At 57.6% G+C, this 14,899-nt stretch carries 11 protein-coding genes, 3 pseudogenes and 1 other annotated feature; of the genes and pseudogenes, 7 read left to right on the top strand and 7 right to left on the bottom strand.

The genetic code is table 11. From position 1 onward, the window contains the following. Positions 1 to 102: 102 nt before the first annotated feature. From FQ320_RS24395 to FQ320_RS27010, 3 genes are read left to right on the top strand one after another with little or no spacing between them, the layout of a single operon-like run. Positions 103 to 585, top strand: a complete 483-nt coding sequence (locus FQ320_RS24395) for an enolase C-terminal domain-like protein (RefSeq protein ID WP_148475875.1) — start codon at positions 103 to 105, stop codon at positions 583 to 585. A 47-nt stretch (positions 586 to 632) separates the two neighbouring features. Further along, on the top strand, positions 633 to 1,613 hold the full coding sequence (locus FQ320_RS24390; protein ID WP_187394071.1) for an aldo/keto reductase: 981 nt from the start codon (positions 633 to 635) through the stop codon (positions 1,611 to 1,613). Between the two features lie 12 nt (positions 1,614 to 1,625). Beyond that, a complete protein-coding gene (locus tag FQ320_RS27010; RefSeq protein ID WP_370513105.1) occupies positions 1,626 to 1,733 on the top strand; it encodes a transposase domain-containing protein in 108 nt (35 codons plus the stop codon). 547 nt (positions 1,734 to 2,280) lie between these two features. On the opposite strand, the gene FQ320_RS25945 is transcribed toward FQ320_RS27010, so the two are convergent. The 3 genes from FQ320_RS25945 to FQ320_RS24380 form a co-directional block, all read right to left on the bottom strand. Continuing rightward, a complete protein-coding gene (locus FQ320_RS25945; protein WP_187394070.1) occupies positions 2,281 to 2,538 on the bottom strand; it encodes a hypothetical protein in 258 nt (85 codons plus the stop codon). 368 nt (positions 2,539 to 2,906) lie between these two features. Further along, the gene (locus FQ320_RS24385) at positions 2,907 to 3,758 is read right to left on the bottom strand and encodes a universal stress protein (protein ID WP_148475873.1); all 852 of its coding nucleotides are present in this window, start codon (positions 3,756 to 3,758) and stop codon (positions 2,907 to 2,909) included. Between the two features lie 11 nt (positions 3,759 to 3,769). Then, positions 3,770 to 5,266 (bottom strand): SulP family inorganic anion transporter, encoded by a 1,497-nt coding sequence (locus tag FQ320_RS24380; protein WP_148475872.1) that lies wholly within the window; start codon positions 5,264 to 5,266, stop codon positions 3,770 to 3,772. A 74-nt stretch (positions 5,267 to 5,340) separates the two neighbouring features. Next, positions 5,341 to 5,396, bottom strand: a sequence feature (sul1 is cis-regulatory element that is thought to sense ions involved in sulfur or methionine metabolism; They are found in Alphaproteobacteria). 140 nt (positions 5,397 to 5,536) lie between these two features. On the opposite strand from FQ320_RS24380, the pseudogene FQ320_RS24375 reads away from it, so the two are divergent. After that, positions 5,537 to 5,719, top strand: a pseudogene (locus tag FQ320_RS24375) (cell wall hydrolase); the annotation flags it as partial. 49 nt (positions 5,720 to 5,768) lie between these two features. On the opposite strand, the pseudogene FQ320_RS24370 reads toward FQ320_RS24375, so the two are convergent. Beyond that, positions 5,769 to 6,453, bottom strand: a pseudogene (locus tag FQ320_RS24370) (IS6 family transposase). A gap of 628 nt (positions 6,454 to 7,081) precedes the next feature. Between FQ320_RS24370 and FQ320_RS24365 the strand changes: the two are divergent. The 3 genes from FQ320_RS24365 to xrtE all read left to right on the top strand — a co-directional run bounded on the left by FQ320_RS24365 (position 7,082) and on the right by xrtE (position 13,171). Continuing rightward, positions 7,082 to 11,161, top strand: a complete 4,080-nt coding sequence (locus FQ320_RS24365; protein ID WP_148475871.1) for an SdrD B-like domain-containing protein — start codon at positions 7,082 to 7,084, stop codon at positions 11,159 to 11,161. Positions 11,162 to 11,275: 114 nt separating this feature from the next. Further along, a complete protein-coding gene (locus FQ320_RS24360; protein WP_148475870.1) occupies positions 11,276 to 11,461 on the top strand; it encodes a hypothetical protein in 186 nt (61 codons plus the stop codon). A gap of 75 nt (positions 11,462 to 11,536) precedes the next feature. Next, complete coding sequence (gene xrtE, locus FQ320_RS24355) at positions 11,537 to 13,171, top strand: exosortase E/protease, VPEID-CTERM system (protein WP_187394069.1); 1,635 nt, start codon at positions 11,537 to 11,539, stop codon at positions 13,169 to 13,171. Between the two features lie 118 nt (positions 13,172 to 13,289). Here xrtE and istB read toward each other — a convergent pair whose 3' ends face one another. From istB to FQ320_RS24340, 3 genes and pseudogenes are all read right to left on the bottom strand, one after another. Beyond that, the gene (gene istB, locus FQ320_RS24350; protein WP_148475868.1) at positions 13,290 to 14,111 is read right to left on the bottom strand and encodes an IS21-like element helper ATPase IstB; all 822 of its coding nucleotides are present in this window, start codon (positions 14,109 to 14,111) and stop codon (positions 13,290 to 13,292) included. Beyond that, a pseudogene (locus tag FQ320_RS24345) lies at positions 14,101 to 14,400 on the bottom strand (IS21 family transposase); the annotation flags it as partial. The pseudogene FQ320_RS24345 and the gene istB, both read right to left, overlap by 11 nt. A 52-nt stretch (positions 14,401 to 14,452) precedes the next feature. Continuing rightward, the coding region (locus FQ320_RS24340; protein WP_148475867.1) for a DDE-type integrase/transposase/recombinase at positions 14,453 to 14,899 on the bottom strand (447 nt) is incomplete at its 5' end.

Genomic DNA, 14,899 nt, shown 5'->3' with positions numbered 1-14,899 from the left:
CGCTCCAGCCTGAATCTATCAAAGTGTCGGCCAGCCTGCCCACGATCGTAAAATGGCTGCCCACAATGGCGTGAAACGCGTGCCCGACATCGCGCGAAATCAATGCCCACATTCCGCGAAATGCGCAACCACACCACGACGCCGCTTGCGATTGGCGAGATCTATAACACGATCTGGGATTGCAAAGAGATGATCCAGAACCAGTGGATCGATTATATCCGCACCGCCACCACCCATGCGGGAGGGATCACGGGCGTGCGGCGCATCGCGGAGTTCGCGGCGATATTCCATGTGCGCATCGCGCCCCATGGCGCGCCGGATCTGTCGCCGATCTGCTTTGCCGCCCAATCGCATCTTGATCTCTGGGTGCCAAATTTTGGGATTCAGGAATTTGTCGGGTTTGGAAATGAGGCGTCAAACGAAGTATTCTCACACGACCTGACCCTGAAAGACGGGATGATTCATGTCGGCGACAGCCCCGGTTTAGGGGTCGATTTCAACGAAGAGGCCGCCGCGAAATATCCTTACAAACGCTCTTATCTGCCGGTCAGCAGACTGGAAGACGGAACCTTGTGGAGCTGGTAGCCCACAAGCTCCCCCCCCTTACACTAACGAAAATGAGGCAACTGAACATGAACAACACTTTTGGCAAGACCGATCTGGTGACCAGCAAAGTCGTCTATGGCTGCATGGGCGGCGCCGGAGCATTCGGCGCGCAAGAGGAAAAGGATTCCATTGAGGCGCTGCAGGAAGCCCATAACGTGGGGATCAACTTTTTTGACAGCGCCGAAGCCTATGGCGCAGGCTATTCCGAACAACTTCTTCGCAAGGCTCTGGGCGACAAACGCTCGGATCTGGTGATTTCGTCCAAGGTTGCCCGCGAAAACCTGGCCCCCGATGCGATCATTGAGGCCTGTGACCGCAGCCTTAAAAACCTCGGCACCGATTATATCGACCTTTATATGTTGCACTGGCCCAACCGGGATGTGCCCTTGGCCGACAGCATCGGCGCGCTGAAGAAGCTGAAAGAAGACGGCAAGATCCGTTGGTACGGCGTGTCAAACTTCGGCAATCAGGATCTGGACGAGGCGCTGTCTTTGGGTGAAATTTCCGTCAACCAGCTGCCCTATCACCTGTTTTCGCGTGCCATCGAATTCGAGGTGCAGCCAAAATGCGAAGCTGCCGGCGTGCCGATTATGTGCTATTCCTCGCTGATGCAGGGACTCTTGGCGGGCAAATACAAATCGCTTCAGGATTTCCCGGTAGACCGCGCCCGGACCCGCATGTTCGACCATCGCAAATGGGCCGACGCCACACACAAGGAAGAGGGCGCCGAGGAGGCTGGTCAAGAACTGCTCGATGCGCTGTGGGCTCTTGTCGGGGAAACCGGCCTGTCGATGGAGGAACTGGCCATCGGCTGGCTGAAATCCCGCGCATCGGTCGGCGGCGTCATTGTCGGTACGCGCAATGGGGCACAAAGCCGGGGCCTCAAAAAGCTGCTGGATGTTCAACTCGAGGATGGCGTTTTACAAGCTCTGGATGATGCTTCAGAGCGACTTAAACAGGATCTGGGCACCGACATCGACATGTGGGGCAAAGGCCGAACCCGCTAGCAACTTCTTTAGTTGCCCTACGCCTACCTGCGCGAAACACTGACCGCCATTGCGGGCGGCCAACCGGCGTCATGCATCGACGATCTCATGCCGCGGGCATCCCAAAAGCTGTCAAGCTGAGATCGCAGCGCGGTTCAGGCCCCGCTTACACTAAAATGGACAGAACTGGTAGATTTCTTGGCGTCGAGCTTGAGGATGCTCTAGCGATCGAAATCTAAAGGCATGGGCCGTCTTCACGGACGGCCCAGAGCCGACATTGGCCAGGGCGGTCCTCGCTGCAGAGCAGCTTTGCGAAATCAGCCATTCGGCGTGAGTCGCAGCGCGAGATCAGCCATTCGGCGTGAGTCGCAGCATCTTCGATGACAGAAGGGCAGTAGTGCGAACCAAGCTGGTGCCTACGTCCCACCGAACGACCATGATATTCGCCCCTTGTTGGGCGGTTCAGGCACATGCCAATCTCCCGACCAGAGGTCATAATATTGGAACTGCGACAGGACCTCGCGAACTCTGCTGTCTCCGATCCGGTCAGTAACCTTTGTGGGGACAGATACCCCTGTATCGTGCCCATCCAGAGCGAATAATTCGATATGCTCATCAAGACTGAATAACAGATCACGCAGACGCTGATCTCGGTTGGCTCCTTTGACGATGAATTGCTGAGCCATGGCTATCCCCGGTAGAAGGTTACGCAGGAACAGCCGAGTGCCTCGGCGTTCAACAAGACTTTAGCAGTATCGTCGTATTGTTGCCCCCGAAGGTCGAATACAATCTCGATGCGGGAGATATTGAGCGGGAGATCCTGTCGGGCATGTTCCAGCCTCGCACGAGTGAACCTAGCTGCGAGAGAAACCGCCTCAGGCGTCTTCAGATCATGATTATGAACGAGGATGCATCGCTCATCCATAACGATTTCTGGTACAAACATTCGAACCTCCATGCTTCCGCCACATAAACGCCCTGCGTTGCCATCCGCAATCGGCTCCTTGCGGACCTCAGATCCGGCGCAGCATTCAATCGGCCCGCCCGTAGCAGCATCAACTCGGCCCAGAACGGGCACTTGATGCTATAAGCTGATGCTGCCACGCGGCCCGTCATTCCTGCCATTCGCGGCATCTGCTAGGCATCAAGGCGGGTAAACTCACACTTTGCGGAAAGAACTGCCTCTGTCGGGGCCTCTGAAAAGGTCCGCTCTAGCACCACATCCTGAGCGAACAAATTCATCCGCCTTGTGAACGTTCATGGTATCCAGCGCGCTCCCTTCCAGATTACCTGTGTTGTGGAGTCTTCCTGTCTTCAGCGATACAATAGCACGGGGATCTTAACCGTCTGGATCATCGCCGTTGTCGTCGATCCGATAATGAGCCGCCTGATCCGGCTGTGGCCGTAGGCTCCCATGACAAGCAGGTCGAAGCCTTCGTTTGAGACCAACTTGCCAAGAACCTCCTCGGGTTCGCCAGCCGCAGTGCGCGCGGAGGCCGTGATATTTGCGCTGCGCAGTTTCTCAACGGCGCTTCCGGCAGTTGCCTGCGTGCGATCCGTGTCGTTCCCGATGCACAGCACGCAAACGTCGAGATCCGTGAACACAGGGCTTGTCGACATCCGATCGACGGCGACCTTGGCGCTGGGGCTGTCATCGTAGGCGAACAGAACCTTGGCGATTGGCCTGAACTCGCGCGAGGCCACGAACACCGGCACCTTGGATGTGCGCACGATCCGTTCCAGATTTGAGCCAAGATGCCCCGTGGCAAAGTCCGCGCCTTCGCCCCGTTTGCCCATTGTGATGGCTCGGATATCATTTTCGACCTCACGAACCGCGTCCAGAAGGTCGCCCCTGCGTAGCCGAAGGTTCACGACCGATGCACCGTCTTGCTCCAGAATGGCCTTTGCGTCCTCCAGAATGGCATGGCCCTTCGCTTGTGCCAGTTTGGCGCGTTGCTCATCCAGCGTTGCCAGCTGTTTGAGCAGGGCCGACCGGGCACCAAGCCGCAAGGCGCCTGAAAGGTCCGTAGTTTCTGCGCCTTCGCGGCGGCCGAGAACATGCATGGCCTCGACGCTGGCATTCAGTTTCTTCGCGATCCATGCCGTGTGGTGACAGACGCTCTCGGAATAGGCCGAGCCGTCGAGCAGCGTGAGTATCTTGTCCATGGTATTCCTCCTCAGTGCCCCATCAATGTGTCCGTCGCGCCCGGCTTGTCATGTATGGCAAGCTTGTCGACGAGGGTTTCGGACGCCTCGTTCATGCCGATGACCTGAACATCTGCGCCTTCCCGGCGCAACTTGAGGATCGCCATGTCCAGCGCCTGAACCGAGCTTATGTCCCAGATATGCGCCCGGCTGACATCCACGATCACGCGATCAAGAACTTCCCGGTAGTCGAAGGCATCGGCAAAATCCTCGACCGACCCATAAAAGAGCTGACCCTCAAGCACGTATGTCCGCTCGCGGCCGTCGGCGGAGAGGGTCGAAAGAACGCGGAACAGTTGGGCAATTTTTCCGGCAAAGAAAATGCCGGACAGGAGGACGCCAACCAGAACACCGATAGCGAGGTTGTGTGTGTAGACCACGGTGACCACCGTCGCGATCATCACGATGGAGGACGAGCGCGGATGTACTTTCAGGTTCTTGATCGAGGACCACGAGAAAGTGCCAATGGACACCATGATCATGATGGCGACCAGCGCAGGCATTGGGATACGCGCGACCAGATCGCCCAGGCCAACGACGAGGGCCAGCAGGACCGCCCCCGCTGTGAAAGCCGACAGACGTCCCCGACCGCCGGACTTAACATTGATGATCGACTGACCAATCATTGCGCAACCGGCCATACCCCCGATGAACCCTGTTGCCGTGTTGGCGATGCCTTGGCCGATACACTCCTGATTGCGATTGGATCTGGTATCGGTCAGATCATCGACAATATTCTGGGTCATCAAACTTTCCAACAAGCCGACGACGGCGACAGCTATGGAATAGGGAAGGATGATCAGGAGCGTTTCGAAGGTGAGCGGGATCTGCGGTATCAGGAAAATCGGCAGGGTGTCAGGCAGTGCGCCCATGTCTCCAACCGTCCGCACATCCCAGCCCATGACCACGACAACCACCGTGAGCACGATGATCGTGACCAGCGGTGAAGGCACGGCAGTGGTGAGACGCGGAAAGAGGTAGATGATCGCCAGCCCTGCTGCCGTCAGCGCATAGGTCAGCCAGCTGACGCCGGGATTGCCGAGGTTCAACTCTGGCAATTGCGCCATGAAGATGAGAATGGCCAACGCGTTTACAAAGCCCGTCATCACGGATTTGGAAACATAGCGCATGAACCGTCCGAGCTTCAGCAGTCCGGCCCCGATCTGGAGAAGCCCTGCAAGGACTGTGGCTGCGAGCAGATACTCAAGACCGTAATCCTTGACGAGGGTGATCATAAGCACAGCGGTGGCGGCGGTGGCGGCCGAAATCATGCCGGGTCGACCGCCTGTAAACGCAATCAGAACCGCAATAGAGAAAGAGGCATAGAGCCCGACTTTAGGATCGACGCCGGCGATGATGGAGAAAGCAATGGCTTCGGGTATCAGCGCCAGAGCGACGACGAGACCAGCGAGCAGATCGCCGCGAATGTTGCCAAACCATTGCTGGCGGTAGTCAGAGAATGAGATCATGAGCGGTCCAATACCATGTGTCAGAGGGTCTTTTCGAAAGACGGTCCGGCAGTTCAATCTGGTATTTTCTTAGGGGTTGTCTGGCGGATCGGCGGCCAGAAGAGCCACCCGGTATCGCACCGGGTCCTTACGCAATCCGTTGAGATAAACTTGATTTTTTGGAAAACCTCAAGGCGCAAAATACATCCCGAGCGATTTGGTGGGTCTGACACCTTTTTGATAAAATCGATTGGCATCGTCAAGTTGCGGGGGAACGCACGTGGCGGTAGTATGGCGCGAGCGATGTATTTTGAATTTAATCGCTCCAGCCGCGACGGGATGATCGCGGTCGGGAGCGTGATTATGAATCGCGTTAAATCCGACGCTTTCCCCGATACCATCTGCGGTGTAGTCAGCCAGAAAAACCAGTTCGCTCCTGGCGTCATGAGCAAGAGTATGGACAGCAGGAAGGTTGTGTCGTAAACTTTCTGTGATGCCGAAAGGAGATTTGCTTCGGACACAGTTATGCTGCAAGCGCTGCAAACTGCTGTGCGCCGGATAGCCCCTTGGCACAGAACTGTCCTTTCCGGATCATGTGTGCGGTCTCGATCCCGGCGACCGTGGCGGCAGCGGAATGGAAGGCTTTGAACCCTTGCATGGGCCCCGTGATCCGCTTGATAAAGCGATGATTCTGCTCAAGAATATTATTGAGGTATTTGACCTGCAGGACCGTGATGGTTTTCCCGGTGCCGGTGAACTTCAGGATCACATTGACCCTTTGCAAGCCGGCGAGGTTGGCCTCCGCTTTCGTCGATGATCACCCGATCGGGCACGCCGTTCGTGCCTATCGCACGTTTAAAAGATCGCCGGGCAGCAGCCGTATCGCGACGCTCAGACAGCATGAAATCAAGGGCTTGCCCCTCACGGTCAACAGCTCGGTACAGATACGCCCACTTGCCCTTAACCTTGATGTAGGTTTCATCCATTCGCCAGGATACAGCTGTTGGTCGCTTTCTGGACTGCGCATTTGCAGCGATCTGCGGGGAATATCTGATGACCCAACGGTTCAAAGAAGAATGATCTACGCTGACGCCACGATCGGACATGATCTCTTGCAGATCACGGTGCGAGACGCCGTAACGGACCTAGAAATAAACCGCATACAGAATGACGGATTTCGGGTATTGCGCGCCCTTGAAGTCAATCATAGTTCCGTTCCGTTCCGATCGTGCGTGTCCGGTCTCGCACATCTAGTGCTGCATACGCTGCCGGGGCGACAGTGCGAAAAGCTTGCGACACTACCGTTTCGAACGCACCGCCTGAATTCCATCTCGGGTAGGGCGCGTTCCGAATTGCGGTCGATCCGTGCAACACGACCGATGCTTTGGGCGTTGTGATCTTTGGCGACTGCGCGAAAGACCACGGTGTCGCCCACCTGCGCCGCCACGAATTCGGTTTCGAACACCATCACTCCGGCATCGCCCCTTTTTAGTATCTAAACTTCAAAGGTTTCAGCATGCTGGGCGCAGGTCACATGGCCCTGTTGTCTGTGAAGTTTCCCTAATTATCCCACTCACTTCAGCATGGAAACCATGCAGACCCCAACCGAAAGAAAAACGCGATAGAGTTTTTTTCTGGACACAAGTGGCTCCGAGAGCGTTTATTAATAGCTAATTATTGTCTCGAATCATTCAGACGACGGCTTTCAATGGCTGGGCGATCGGCATGATTAGTTTTGTTTGCAGACAGTTCACAAATATTTGGTTGTTCCACAGACTTTTAGTCGACTGCGTTTTGCGGTCCAACACATAATATTTTTCATGGGGATTCACCGCCATGCTTGATGGAAAAATCACAATTTCTGAAAATAATGATGATGTAATCATCGACCTCGGCTGCGGCGAGGGTGGCAATCCGGACATCGGGCTGGATGCCTGTAAGGTCAAGGAAGACAACGATTTTGGTGGCAAACCTGCGCAGCTGACTCTGGTCTATAATCCCGATGCGGATGGGGTGAACACGCAGGGCGACAAGGCCAAGATCATCGGTGCGAACGATGACGACGACTCGGCCTATCTGGTCATCACCGACAAGAAGGGCGACACGATCTATTTCGAGGGCGAGGTTACGAAGGGTCAGGCGATCACCTTCAGCGCGCCCGGCAGCAAAGGTCTTGGAAGCCAGACCTTCATCAATGTTTATGACAGTGCGGCGGATCGGGGTGGCAGTCCGCAGCAGGTGATCAACCTTCACACCTCGTGCTCGGCGCCGCTGGTGATCGGGGAAAGCTTCGGATCGGTCGAACTGGCTGGCTTTGGCTTTATGGACGACGGTGCGATGGTTGAATTCGGCCAGACCGCGACCGATGGCGACGATGGCGTGGTCTATGAGATCACCGGGGGCGCCGATGCGGCCCTGTTCACTGTCGATGCCGACACCGGCGAGGTATCCTTTATCGACCCGCCGGATTACGAGAACCCGCAGGATGCGGGTGGCGACAACAATTATGACGTCGAAGTCACAGCCTTTTATGTGGACGGGAACGGCGTCAAGACCGGCGAGATCTGCGAGGTCAAGCCCCTCGAGATCTGCGTCGAGGATGACTGCATCAAGGTCACCGAGAACACGACTGTTCCCGTTATCGACCTTGACTGCGGCGAGGGTGGCAATCCGGACATCGGGCTGGATGCCTGTAAGGTCAAGGAAGACAACGATTTTGGTGGCAAGCCTGCGCAGCTGACTCTGGTCTATAATCCCGATGCGGATGGGGTGAACACGCAGGGCGACAAGGCCAAGATCATCGGTGCGAACGATGACGACGACTCGGCCTATCTGGTCATCACCGACAAGAAGGGCGACACGATCTATTTCGAGGGGGAGGTTACGAAGGGTCAGGCGATCACCTTCAGCGCGCCCGGCAGCAAAGGTCTTGGAAGCCAGACCTTCATCAATGTCTATGACAGTGCGGCGGATCGGGATGGCAGTCCGCAGCAAGTGATCAATCTTCACACCTCGTGCTCGGCGCCGTTGGTGATCGGGGAAAGCTTCGGATCGGTCGAACTGGCTGGCTTTGGCTTTATGGACGACGGTGCGATGGTTGAATTCGGCCAGACCGCGACCGATGGCGACGATGGCGTGGTCTATGAGATCACCGGGGGCGCCGATGCGGCCCTGTTCACCGTCGATGCCGACACCGGCGAGGTATCCTTTATCGACCCACCGGATTACGAGAACCCGCAGGATGCGGGTGGCGACAACAATTATGACGTCGAGATCACAGCCTTTTATGTGGACGGGAACGGCGTCAAGACCGGCGAGATCTGCGAGGTCAAGCCCCTCGAGATCTGCGTCGAGGATGACCCAACCGACGACCCGGTCTGCATCGACGAAAATACAAAGCCTGTGGTTGATCTGAACCTTACGTTGGACTGCCCGAGGGAAGCGCCCAAGGACGTCGGGCTCGAAGTCTGTGCAGAGCGGGATCGGCTCAAGGACGATGCAGATATCAAACTCGACAAGCCCACCGAACTGACGCTGACGCTTGGCGATGCCTTGTCGACCCAACCCTCGAGCGTTCAGCCCTCTGGCAAATCAGACGTCAGCGCGATTTTTGCGCCTGAGGACGGTGACGGGCAGCTTTTCGTCCGGGTGACCGACGACGACGATCCCAGCAAGACCGATACGGTGTATTTCCAAGGTGCGGTCAATTTCGGTGAGAGTTTCACCGCCCTTGCATCGAACGCGGGCGACACGAAGTTCGCTTCAAACAGCTATGTCCACATCTTTGATGACGACGGCACTTTGCTTCAAACGATCAAGTACCACACCTCGTGCTCGGCGCCGATTCTGATTGGTGACGCGGTGGGATCGGTGACCGTCACAGCGGTCGGTCTGCCCAACAAGGATACTGGCGCCGTCATGACCTTTGGCGGCACAGAAACGACGATCGAGACCCTCGGCGAGGGCGATATCGTCTATTCAATTGTCGGCGGCACAGATGGGGACCTTTTCGTGGTGGATCCCGAAACCGGAGAGGTTTCGTTCAAGAACGCTCCAGACTACGAAAGCCCACTCGATCAGGGCATGAACAACATCTACGATGTGACGATCCGGGTGACCGCAAAATCCGACCCGACCTGTTTCAAGGACACGCCGATCGCGGTCTGCGTCGAAGATGTCCCCGAGGGCGGTTCTCTCTCGGGCACCTATTTCTGCGACGACGACCGTGACGGCGTGGATGACGGCGCGGCGGCGGGTGACGTGGATATCGCGGGCAAGCTGGTGACGCTGCTGAATGCCGACGGCACACCAGCAAGCGACATTGATGGCAATCCGGTTGCCCCGGTGCTGACCGATGCCACCGGCGATTACCGCTTCGTCAATCTGGCACCGGGCAGCTATGTGGTGATGTTCGAGCCCACCGACGGCAAGAGCTTCATCGCCCCCGACGTCGGCAGTGACGACACCATCGACAGCGACGTCATCGATCCGGTGAACGGCAAGACCGCGCCCGTCACCGTGGTCGTGGGCGAAGAGACTAAAGATGTCGACGCAGGTGTCGAGAAGCTGGCCGGTTCTCTCTCGGGCACCTATTTCTGCGACGACGATCGTGACGGCGTGGATGACGGCGCGGCGGCGGGTGACGTGGATATCGCGGGCAAGCTGGTGACGCTGCTGAATGCCGACGGCACACCAGCAAGCGACATTGACGGCAATCCGGTTGCCCCGGTGCTAACCGATGCCACGGGCGATTACCGCTTCGTCAATCTGGCACCGGGCAGCTATGTGGTGATGTTCGAGCCGACCGACGGCAAGAACTTCATCGCCCCCGACGTCGGCAGTGACGACACCATCGACAGCGACGTCATCGATCCGGTGAACGGCAAGACCGCGCCCGTCACCGTGGTCGCGGGCGAAGAGACCAAAGATGTCGACGCAGGTGTCGAGAAGCTGAACGGCAATCCGGAGCCTCATGACGATGCAGGTAAGGGCTGCGCCGACACGTTGATCCGGATCGACGTGCTGGCGAACGATACGGACCCCGACGCCGATCCGCTAACCGTTCAGGCGGTGAACGGGGTGGCGATCAGCGAAGGGCTCACCATCGACATCGGCGGTGTTCTTGTGACGCTGGATGGCGGAGATCTGGTGTTCGACGGCGAGACCCCGTTCGCGGGGCTCGACATCGGAGAAGAGGCATCTGTCACCTATTCCTACACGGTCTCCGATGGCAACGGCGGCACGGCGAACGCCGATGTGGATGTGACCTTCTGTGGCGATGCCAATTCAATTGTGTCGCTTTGCGAAAGTCTTCCGGACGGGCAGATCACCTATAGAGTACAGGCCAGCAATCTGGAATTTCCCGTCGAGGAATACGCTTTTGACTTGCAGATCGTCGATGCCGGAGATGTCAGGCTCGACGGTGTGATTTTCCAGCAGGCCTATTGCCTCGACCGCAACACGCCATTTGAATCGGCTGAAATTCTGGCTAACGCCCCCTTGGTCACTGCCGAGATCTATTGCAGCGAGGAGGCGACGGCAGGCAATGCCTTCCGCGCGGAACAGACATCGTTCTTCAATGGCCAGAGCGCGGCGAACAACCTTGACCTGATCAATTGGATCCTGAATCAAGATTTCGAGAACAACGGCTACAGCGGTTGGGAAGTCCAGCGGGCGGTCTGGGAATTGACCAACAACGAGGATCTTGAGTTTCTCGATGCAATCGACCCCGGTTTTGGTGACGATGACAATGTCGATGCCATCCTTGCCCTTGCCGCCGGCAGTGGCGAAGGCTTCAAGGCCGGTGTCGGCGACGTAGTGGGCATTATCGTCGATCCGGGGGACGACAATCCTCTGAACACGCAGCCATTCATTCTGGCTGTCAATTTCGAAGCAGTCGATTGTTTCTGCTTCTGAAAATGGGATGGCATCCGTTCCGCGTGGACGCATGCAGCAGGCGGTTTGCCGCCGATCATGGCCGGAATTGGCCGGCCATGTCCTTCAATCTCCAATGAATGGAGCTTTTCAATGATGAAAATCTTACTCGCGGCCGGGGCCGTCGTATCATCTGCCGGAATGGCCGCTGCCGGATGCGGCGGCATCGGTGGCGGAGTCTGCGTCAACGTTCCGGAAATCAGCGCCTTGGACGGAGTGGCGGCGATCGCCGTCGTTCTCACGGCCGTCGCACTGGTCTGGGAGCGCAAGCGCAGGGTCTGACCGCGCTGACGTGTCTTTGTCGGGCCGTCCATGACCGGTCGGCCCGACATCTTCATTCGATCATGGAGGCATTCCATGTCCATGTTTTTGGCAACTGATATTGTACACCCCGGGCAGCACCGGATGCGACCGTTTCTGATCGCGGGCTTCTTTGCCGCTGCCGCTCTGATCTATGGCAACGTCGTTTTCTTGTCTCAACTGGGCGATTGCAAGACTGTCGCATCCTGGAAATTCTGTACCCTCTCGTCGAATTTCGTCCAACGGGCCTTGGCGGTCATTGTGCTCAGTGGAATTTATGGTTTTTCACGGCCCAGGGCCTTCGATCCGGTGTTGAATGGGCGCGGAGACGGGGCCATGGCCGCAGCTCTACGCCTTGGTATACCCGGCGTGCTTCTTGTGGGGGCGCCGCTTGCAGCGTCCGGCACGCCGTTTGCTGGCGGGGCGCTGTTGCTGGCGGTGATGGGGTGGGGCATCGGCATAATCCTGCTTGCCGGATCTGTGCTGAGGGTTGTCGCGCCCTTTCCGGCATGGGTCCGGAGTTTCGCACTGGGCGGCCCGGTTCTGTGGATCCTGTTGGGTCTTGCACTGTTCCTGCCTGATATCGGCGACATGCTCTTCCCGATCTGGCATATGGACGGGGTCAGGGATGTCACCTTTGCGGCGGTTGTCTGGCTGTCATCACAGATCGGACTGATGCTGATATCCGATCCGACTGGCTATGTGCTTGGTCAGGGGGATTTCTTCGTCAAGGTCAATCAAAGTTGCTCCGGCGTTGAAGGGCTGGCGCTTACGACCATTTTCATGACCGGATATATGGCGCTGTTCAGGAAACAGATCAGACTGATGCGCGTCGCCCTGATACTGCCATTGGCGCTGGCGCTCTCGTGGATGCTGAACGTCGTACGGATCAGTCTGCTGCTCTGGATCGGGGTCAACGTCTCGCCAGTGCTTGCCGTCGAAAGCTTCCATTCACACGCCGGTTGGCTGATGTTCAGCCTGTTGTCGCTGGCCATCATCGCGAGCGTACAAAGCATTCGCTGGTTCCACCGGCAGCCTGCGGAAAGAACGCCGGCAACCCATACCGATCTGCCGCCGATCCTGAAGGATTGGAACATCGCGCGCATTTTTCCGTTTGGCGTCTTCATGTTCACCGCGTTGCTGGCGTCGACGTTCTTTGAAGACCCGGCGCTGGCTTATCCGCTCCGGTTTGCCGCAATATTGGGCGCGCTGTGGCTTTTCCGGGCCCATCTGATTGATCTTCCCTGGCGCTTTAGCGGTGCTGCAATGATCGCCGGGGCCGGGATCGCTGCGTACTGGATCGCAACCGGGAACCCTGAGCAACTTGGAGAAGGTAAATCGTTCCTCGCGGGTCTCTCCTCCAGTTTCGTCGCGCTCTGGATCGTGACGCGTATCGTCGGAACAACGCTGCTGGTTCCGATCTTGGAAGAACTGTTCTTCCGTTCTTATCTGCTCGAACGATTTGGCGCCTCACGCGGCACCCTCGGAGTTCTCATCGCCGTCGCTGTCAGCACCATAGCCTTCGCAGCCCTGCACGACAGATGGCTGGCAGCCGCGATTGCCGGTTGCATCTTTGCGGTGCTTGCCTTGCGGCCCAAGGGGCATTTGGTGGATGCAATTCTGGCCCATATGGTTGCCAATGGCGCGATTGCCGTATGGGCGGCTCTCAGTGGAAACTGGTCGATGATCTGACTTGCCTGTTGTCGCAGAGGATACCGTCATGTCCTGTAGATTTCCACGCGGAAGTGAGCCGGGTTTTTCATCGAGAAGTGAGCCACCTATAAGTTATGTTTCGGGTCTCAGGCTTTGGTCATGCATGATTGTCCTCCCTCTTTTTCTGCGCCGCTATGGCTGCGCTTGCTTTGAAGCGGAAGCTGTCGTTTCCGGTCTCCAAGATGTGGCAACGGTGGGTCAGGCGGTCGAGGAGTGCGGTCGTCATCTTAGGATCGCCGAAGACAGTGGCCCATTCGCTGAAACTCAGATTTGTGGTGATGACGACGCTGGTGCGTTCGTAAAGTTTGCTCAGCAGATGGAAGAGCAGCGCGCCGCCTGATGCACTGAACGGCAGGTAGCCAAGTTCGTCCAAGATCACGAGGTCCAGGCGGACGAGGCTTTCGGCAAGCTGTCCGGCCTTGCCTTTTGCCTTCTCCTGTTCGAGCGTGTTGACGAGTTCGATGGTCGAGAAGAAGCGGACCTTGCGGCGATGATGTTCGACGGCCTGCACGCCAAGGGCTGTCGCGACATGCGTTTTGCCGGTGCCGGGGCCCCGCTTCTCGGCGATTGCTGCGCATTCGCCTGCCAGCCAACGGATCAGCACGACGTTCTGGGCGCCGTCCATGAACTCGCCGCGATGAAGTTGGCGCACCGTGGCCTCGTTGATCTCACTGGCCGCGAAGTCGAAGCCGGAGAGGTCCTTGTAGGCCGGAAAGCGTGCGGCCTTCATGTGATAGGCGATGGACCGGACCTCCCGCTCTGCCACTTCAGCCTTCAGCAACTGGGCGAGCATAGGCACCGCGGCGTCGAATGCTGGTGCGCCTTGTTCCATGAGGTCGGTGACAGCTTGCGCCATGCCGTGCATCTTCAGACTGCGGAGCATGATGATGATGGCGCCGATGGCGGGATCATGACGCATAATGACCTCCGGCGGTCCGGGCCCGCAGGCCATCATAGCGTTCGACATTGGCTTCTGGTTCGCGCTGAAGGATCAGCGCCTGCGGCGTATCGATGTCCGGCCCACCGATCGTCTTTCCGTCGATTAAACGATGCAGAAGGTTCAGCACATGGGTTTTTGTGGCGACACCCTCGGCCAGCGCCTTTTCCACGGCGACCAGCACAGCCTGTTCCTCGTGATGCAAAACCAGCGCAAGGATGTCGACCATCTCTCTGTCACCACCAGGCTTGCGCAACATAAGGTCTTGCAGCGGCTTTGTCAGGTTTTTGGCGGGCGACCAAACCTTTGGGTGATTTCGGCAATCAGGCTGTCAGATCTGCGGTATAGCCTGTCCAGAGGTCGAGCGCATCGGACCTCGTGTGGTGGTAGGATCTGGCAGACAGGCGATGGCGTTTGGGGCGAAACAAGCTGGCGATCTGATCGTGCACGGATAGAAAGCGCTGCGCTTGGCGCGGGGATTTGAACCGACCCATGATCTTTTCGCGTCTTCGGGTATGCCGGTGGGACGCTTCGCTCCGATTGCTCAACCCTTTGTGCTGGCGGTGTTCGATCCCGGGTGCGATCTCCGCCTTGCCCGCGCCGTAGGATCGCAGCTTATCCGTCACGAGGACATGAGGCTGGCCCCAACGTTTCATGAGTTTGCGCAGGAAACGCTGGGCGGCGACCTTGTTGCGGCGCGATTGAACCAGGATATCGAGCACATCGCCATTGGCATCGACGGCGCGCCAAAGCCAGTGCGTTCGACCCTT

The sequence above is a fragment of the Oceaniovalibus sp. ACAM 378 genome (assembly GCF_008085915.1).
Classification (GTDB): domain Bacteria; phylum Pseudomonadota; class Alphaproteobacteria; order Rhodobacterales; family Rhodobacteraceae; genus Oceaniglobus.
This window is presented reverse-complemented; position numbering and strand designations above follow the sequence as displayed.

Bases quoted from the DNA above. Each gene is read 5' to 3' on its own strand.
- FQ320_RS24395 (WP_148475875.1), top strand. From the start codon at position 103: ATGCCCACATTCCGCGAAATGCGCAACCACACCACGACGCCGCTTGCG.
- FQ320_RS24390 (WP_187394071.1), top strand. From the start codon at position 633: ATGAACAACACTTTTGGCAAGACCGATCTGGTGACCAGCAAAGTCGTC.
- FQ320_RS25945 (WP_187394070.1), bottom strand. From the start codon at position 2,538: ATGTTTGTACCAGAAATCGTTATGGATGAGCGATGCATCCTCGTTCAT.
- FQ320_RS24385 (WP_148475873.1), bottom strand. From the start codon at position 3,758: ATGGACAAGATACTCACGCTGCTCGACGGCTCGGCCTATTCCGAGAGC.
- FQ320_RS24380 (WP_148475872.1), bottom strand. From the start codon at position 5,266: ATGATCTCATTCTCTGACTACCGCCAGCAATGGTTTGGCAACATTCGC.
- FQ320_RS24365 (WP_148475871.1), top strand. From the start codon at position 7,082: ATGCTTGATGGAAAAATCACAATTTCTGAAAATAATGATGATGTAATC.
- FQ320_RS24360 (WP_148475870.1), top strand. From the start codon at position 11,276: ATGAAAATCTTACTCGCGGCCGGGGCCGTCGTATCATCTGCCGGAATG.
- xrtE (WP_187394069.1), top strand. From the start codon at position 11,537: ATGTCCATGTTTTTGGCAACTGATATTGTACACCCCGGGCAGCACCGG.
- istB (WP_148475868.1), bottom strand. From the start codon at position 14,111: ATGCGTCATGATCCCGCCATCGGCGCCATCATCATCATGCTCCGCAGT.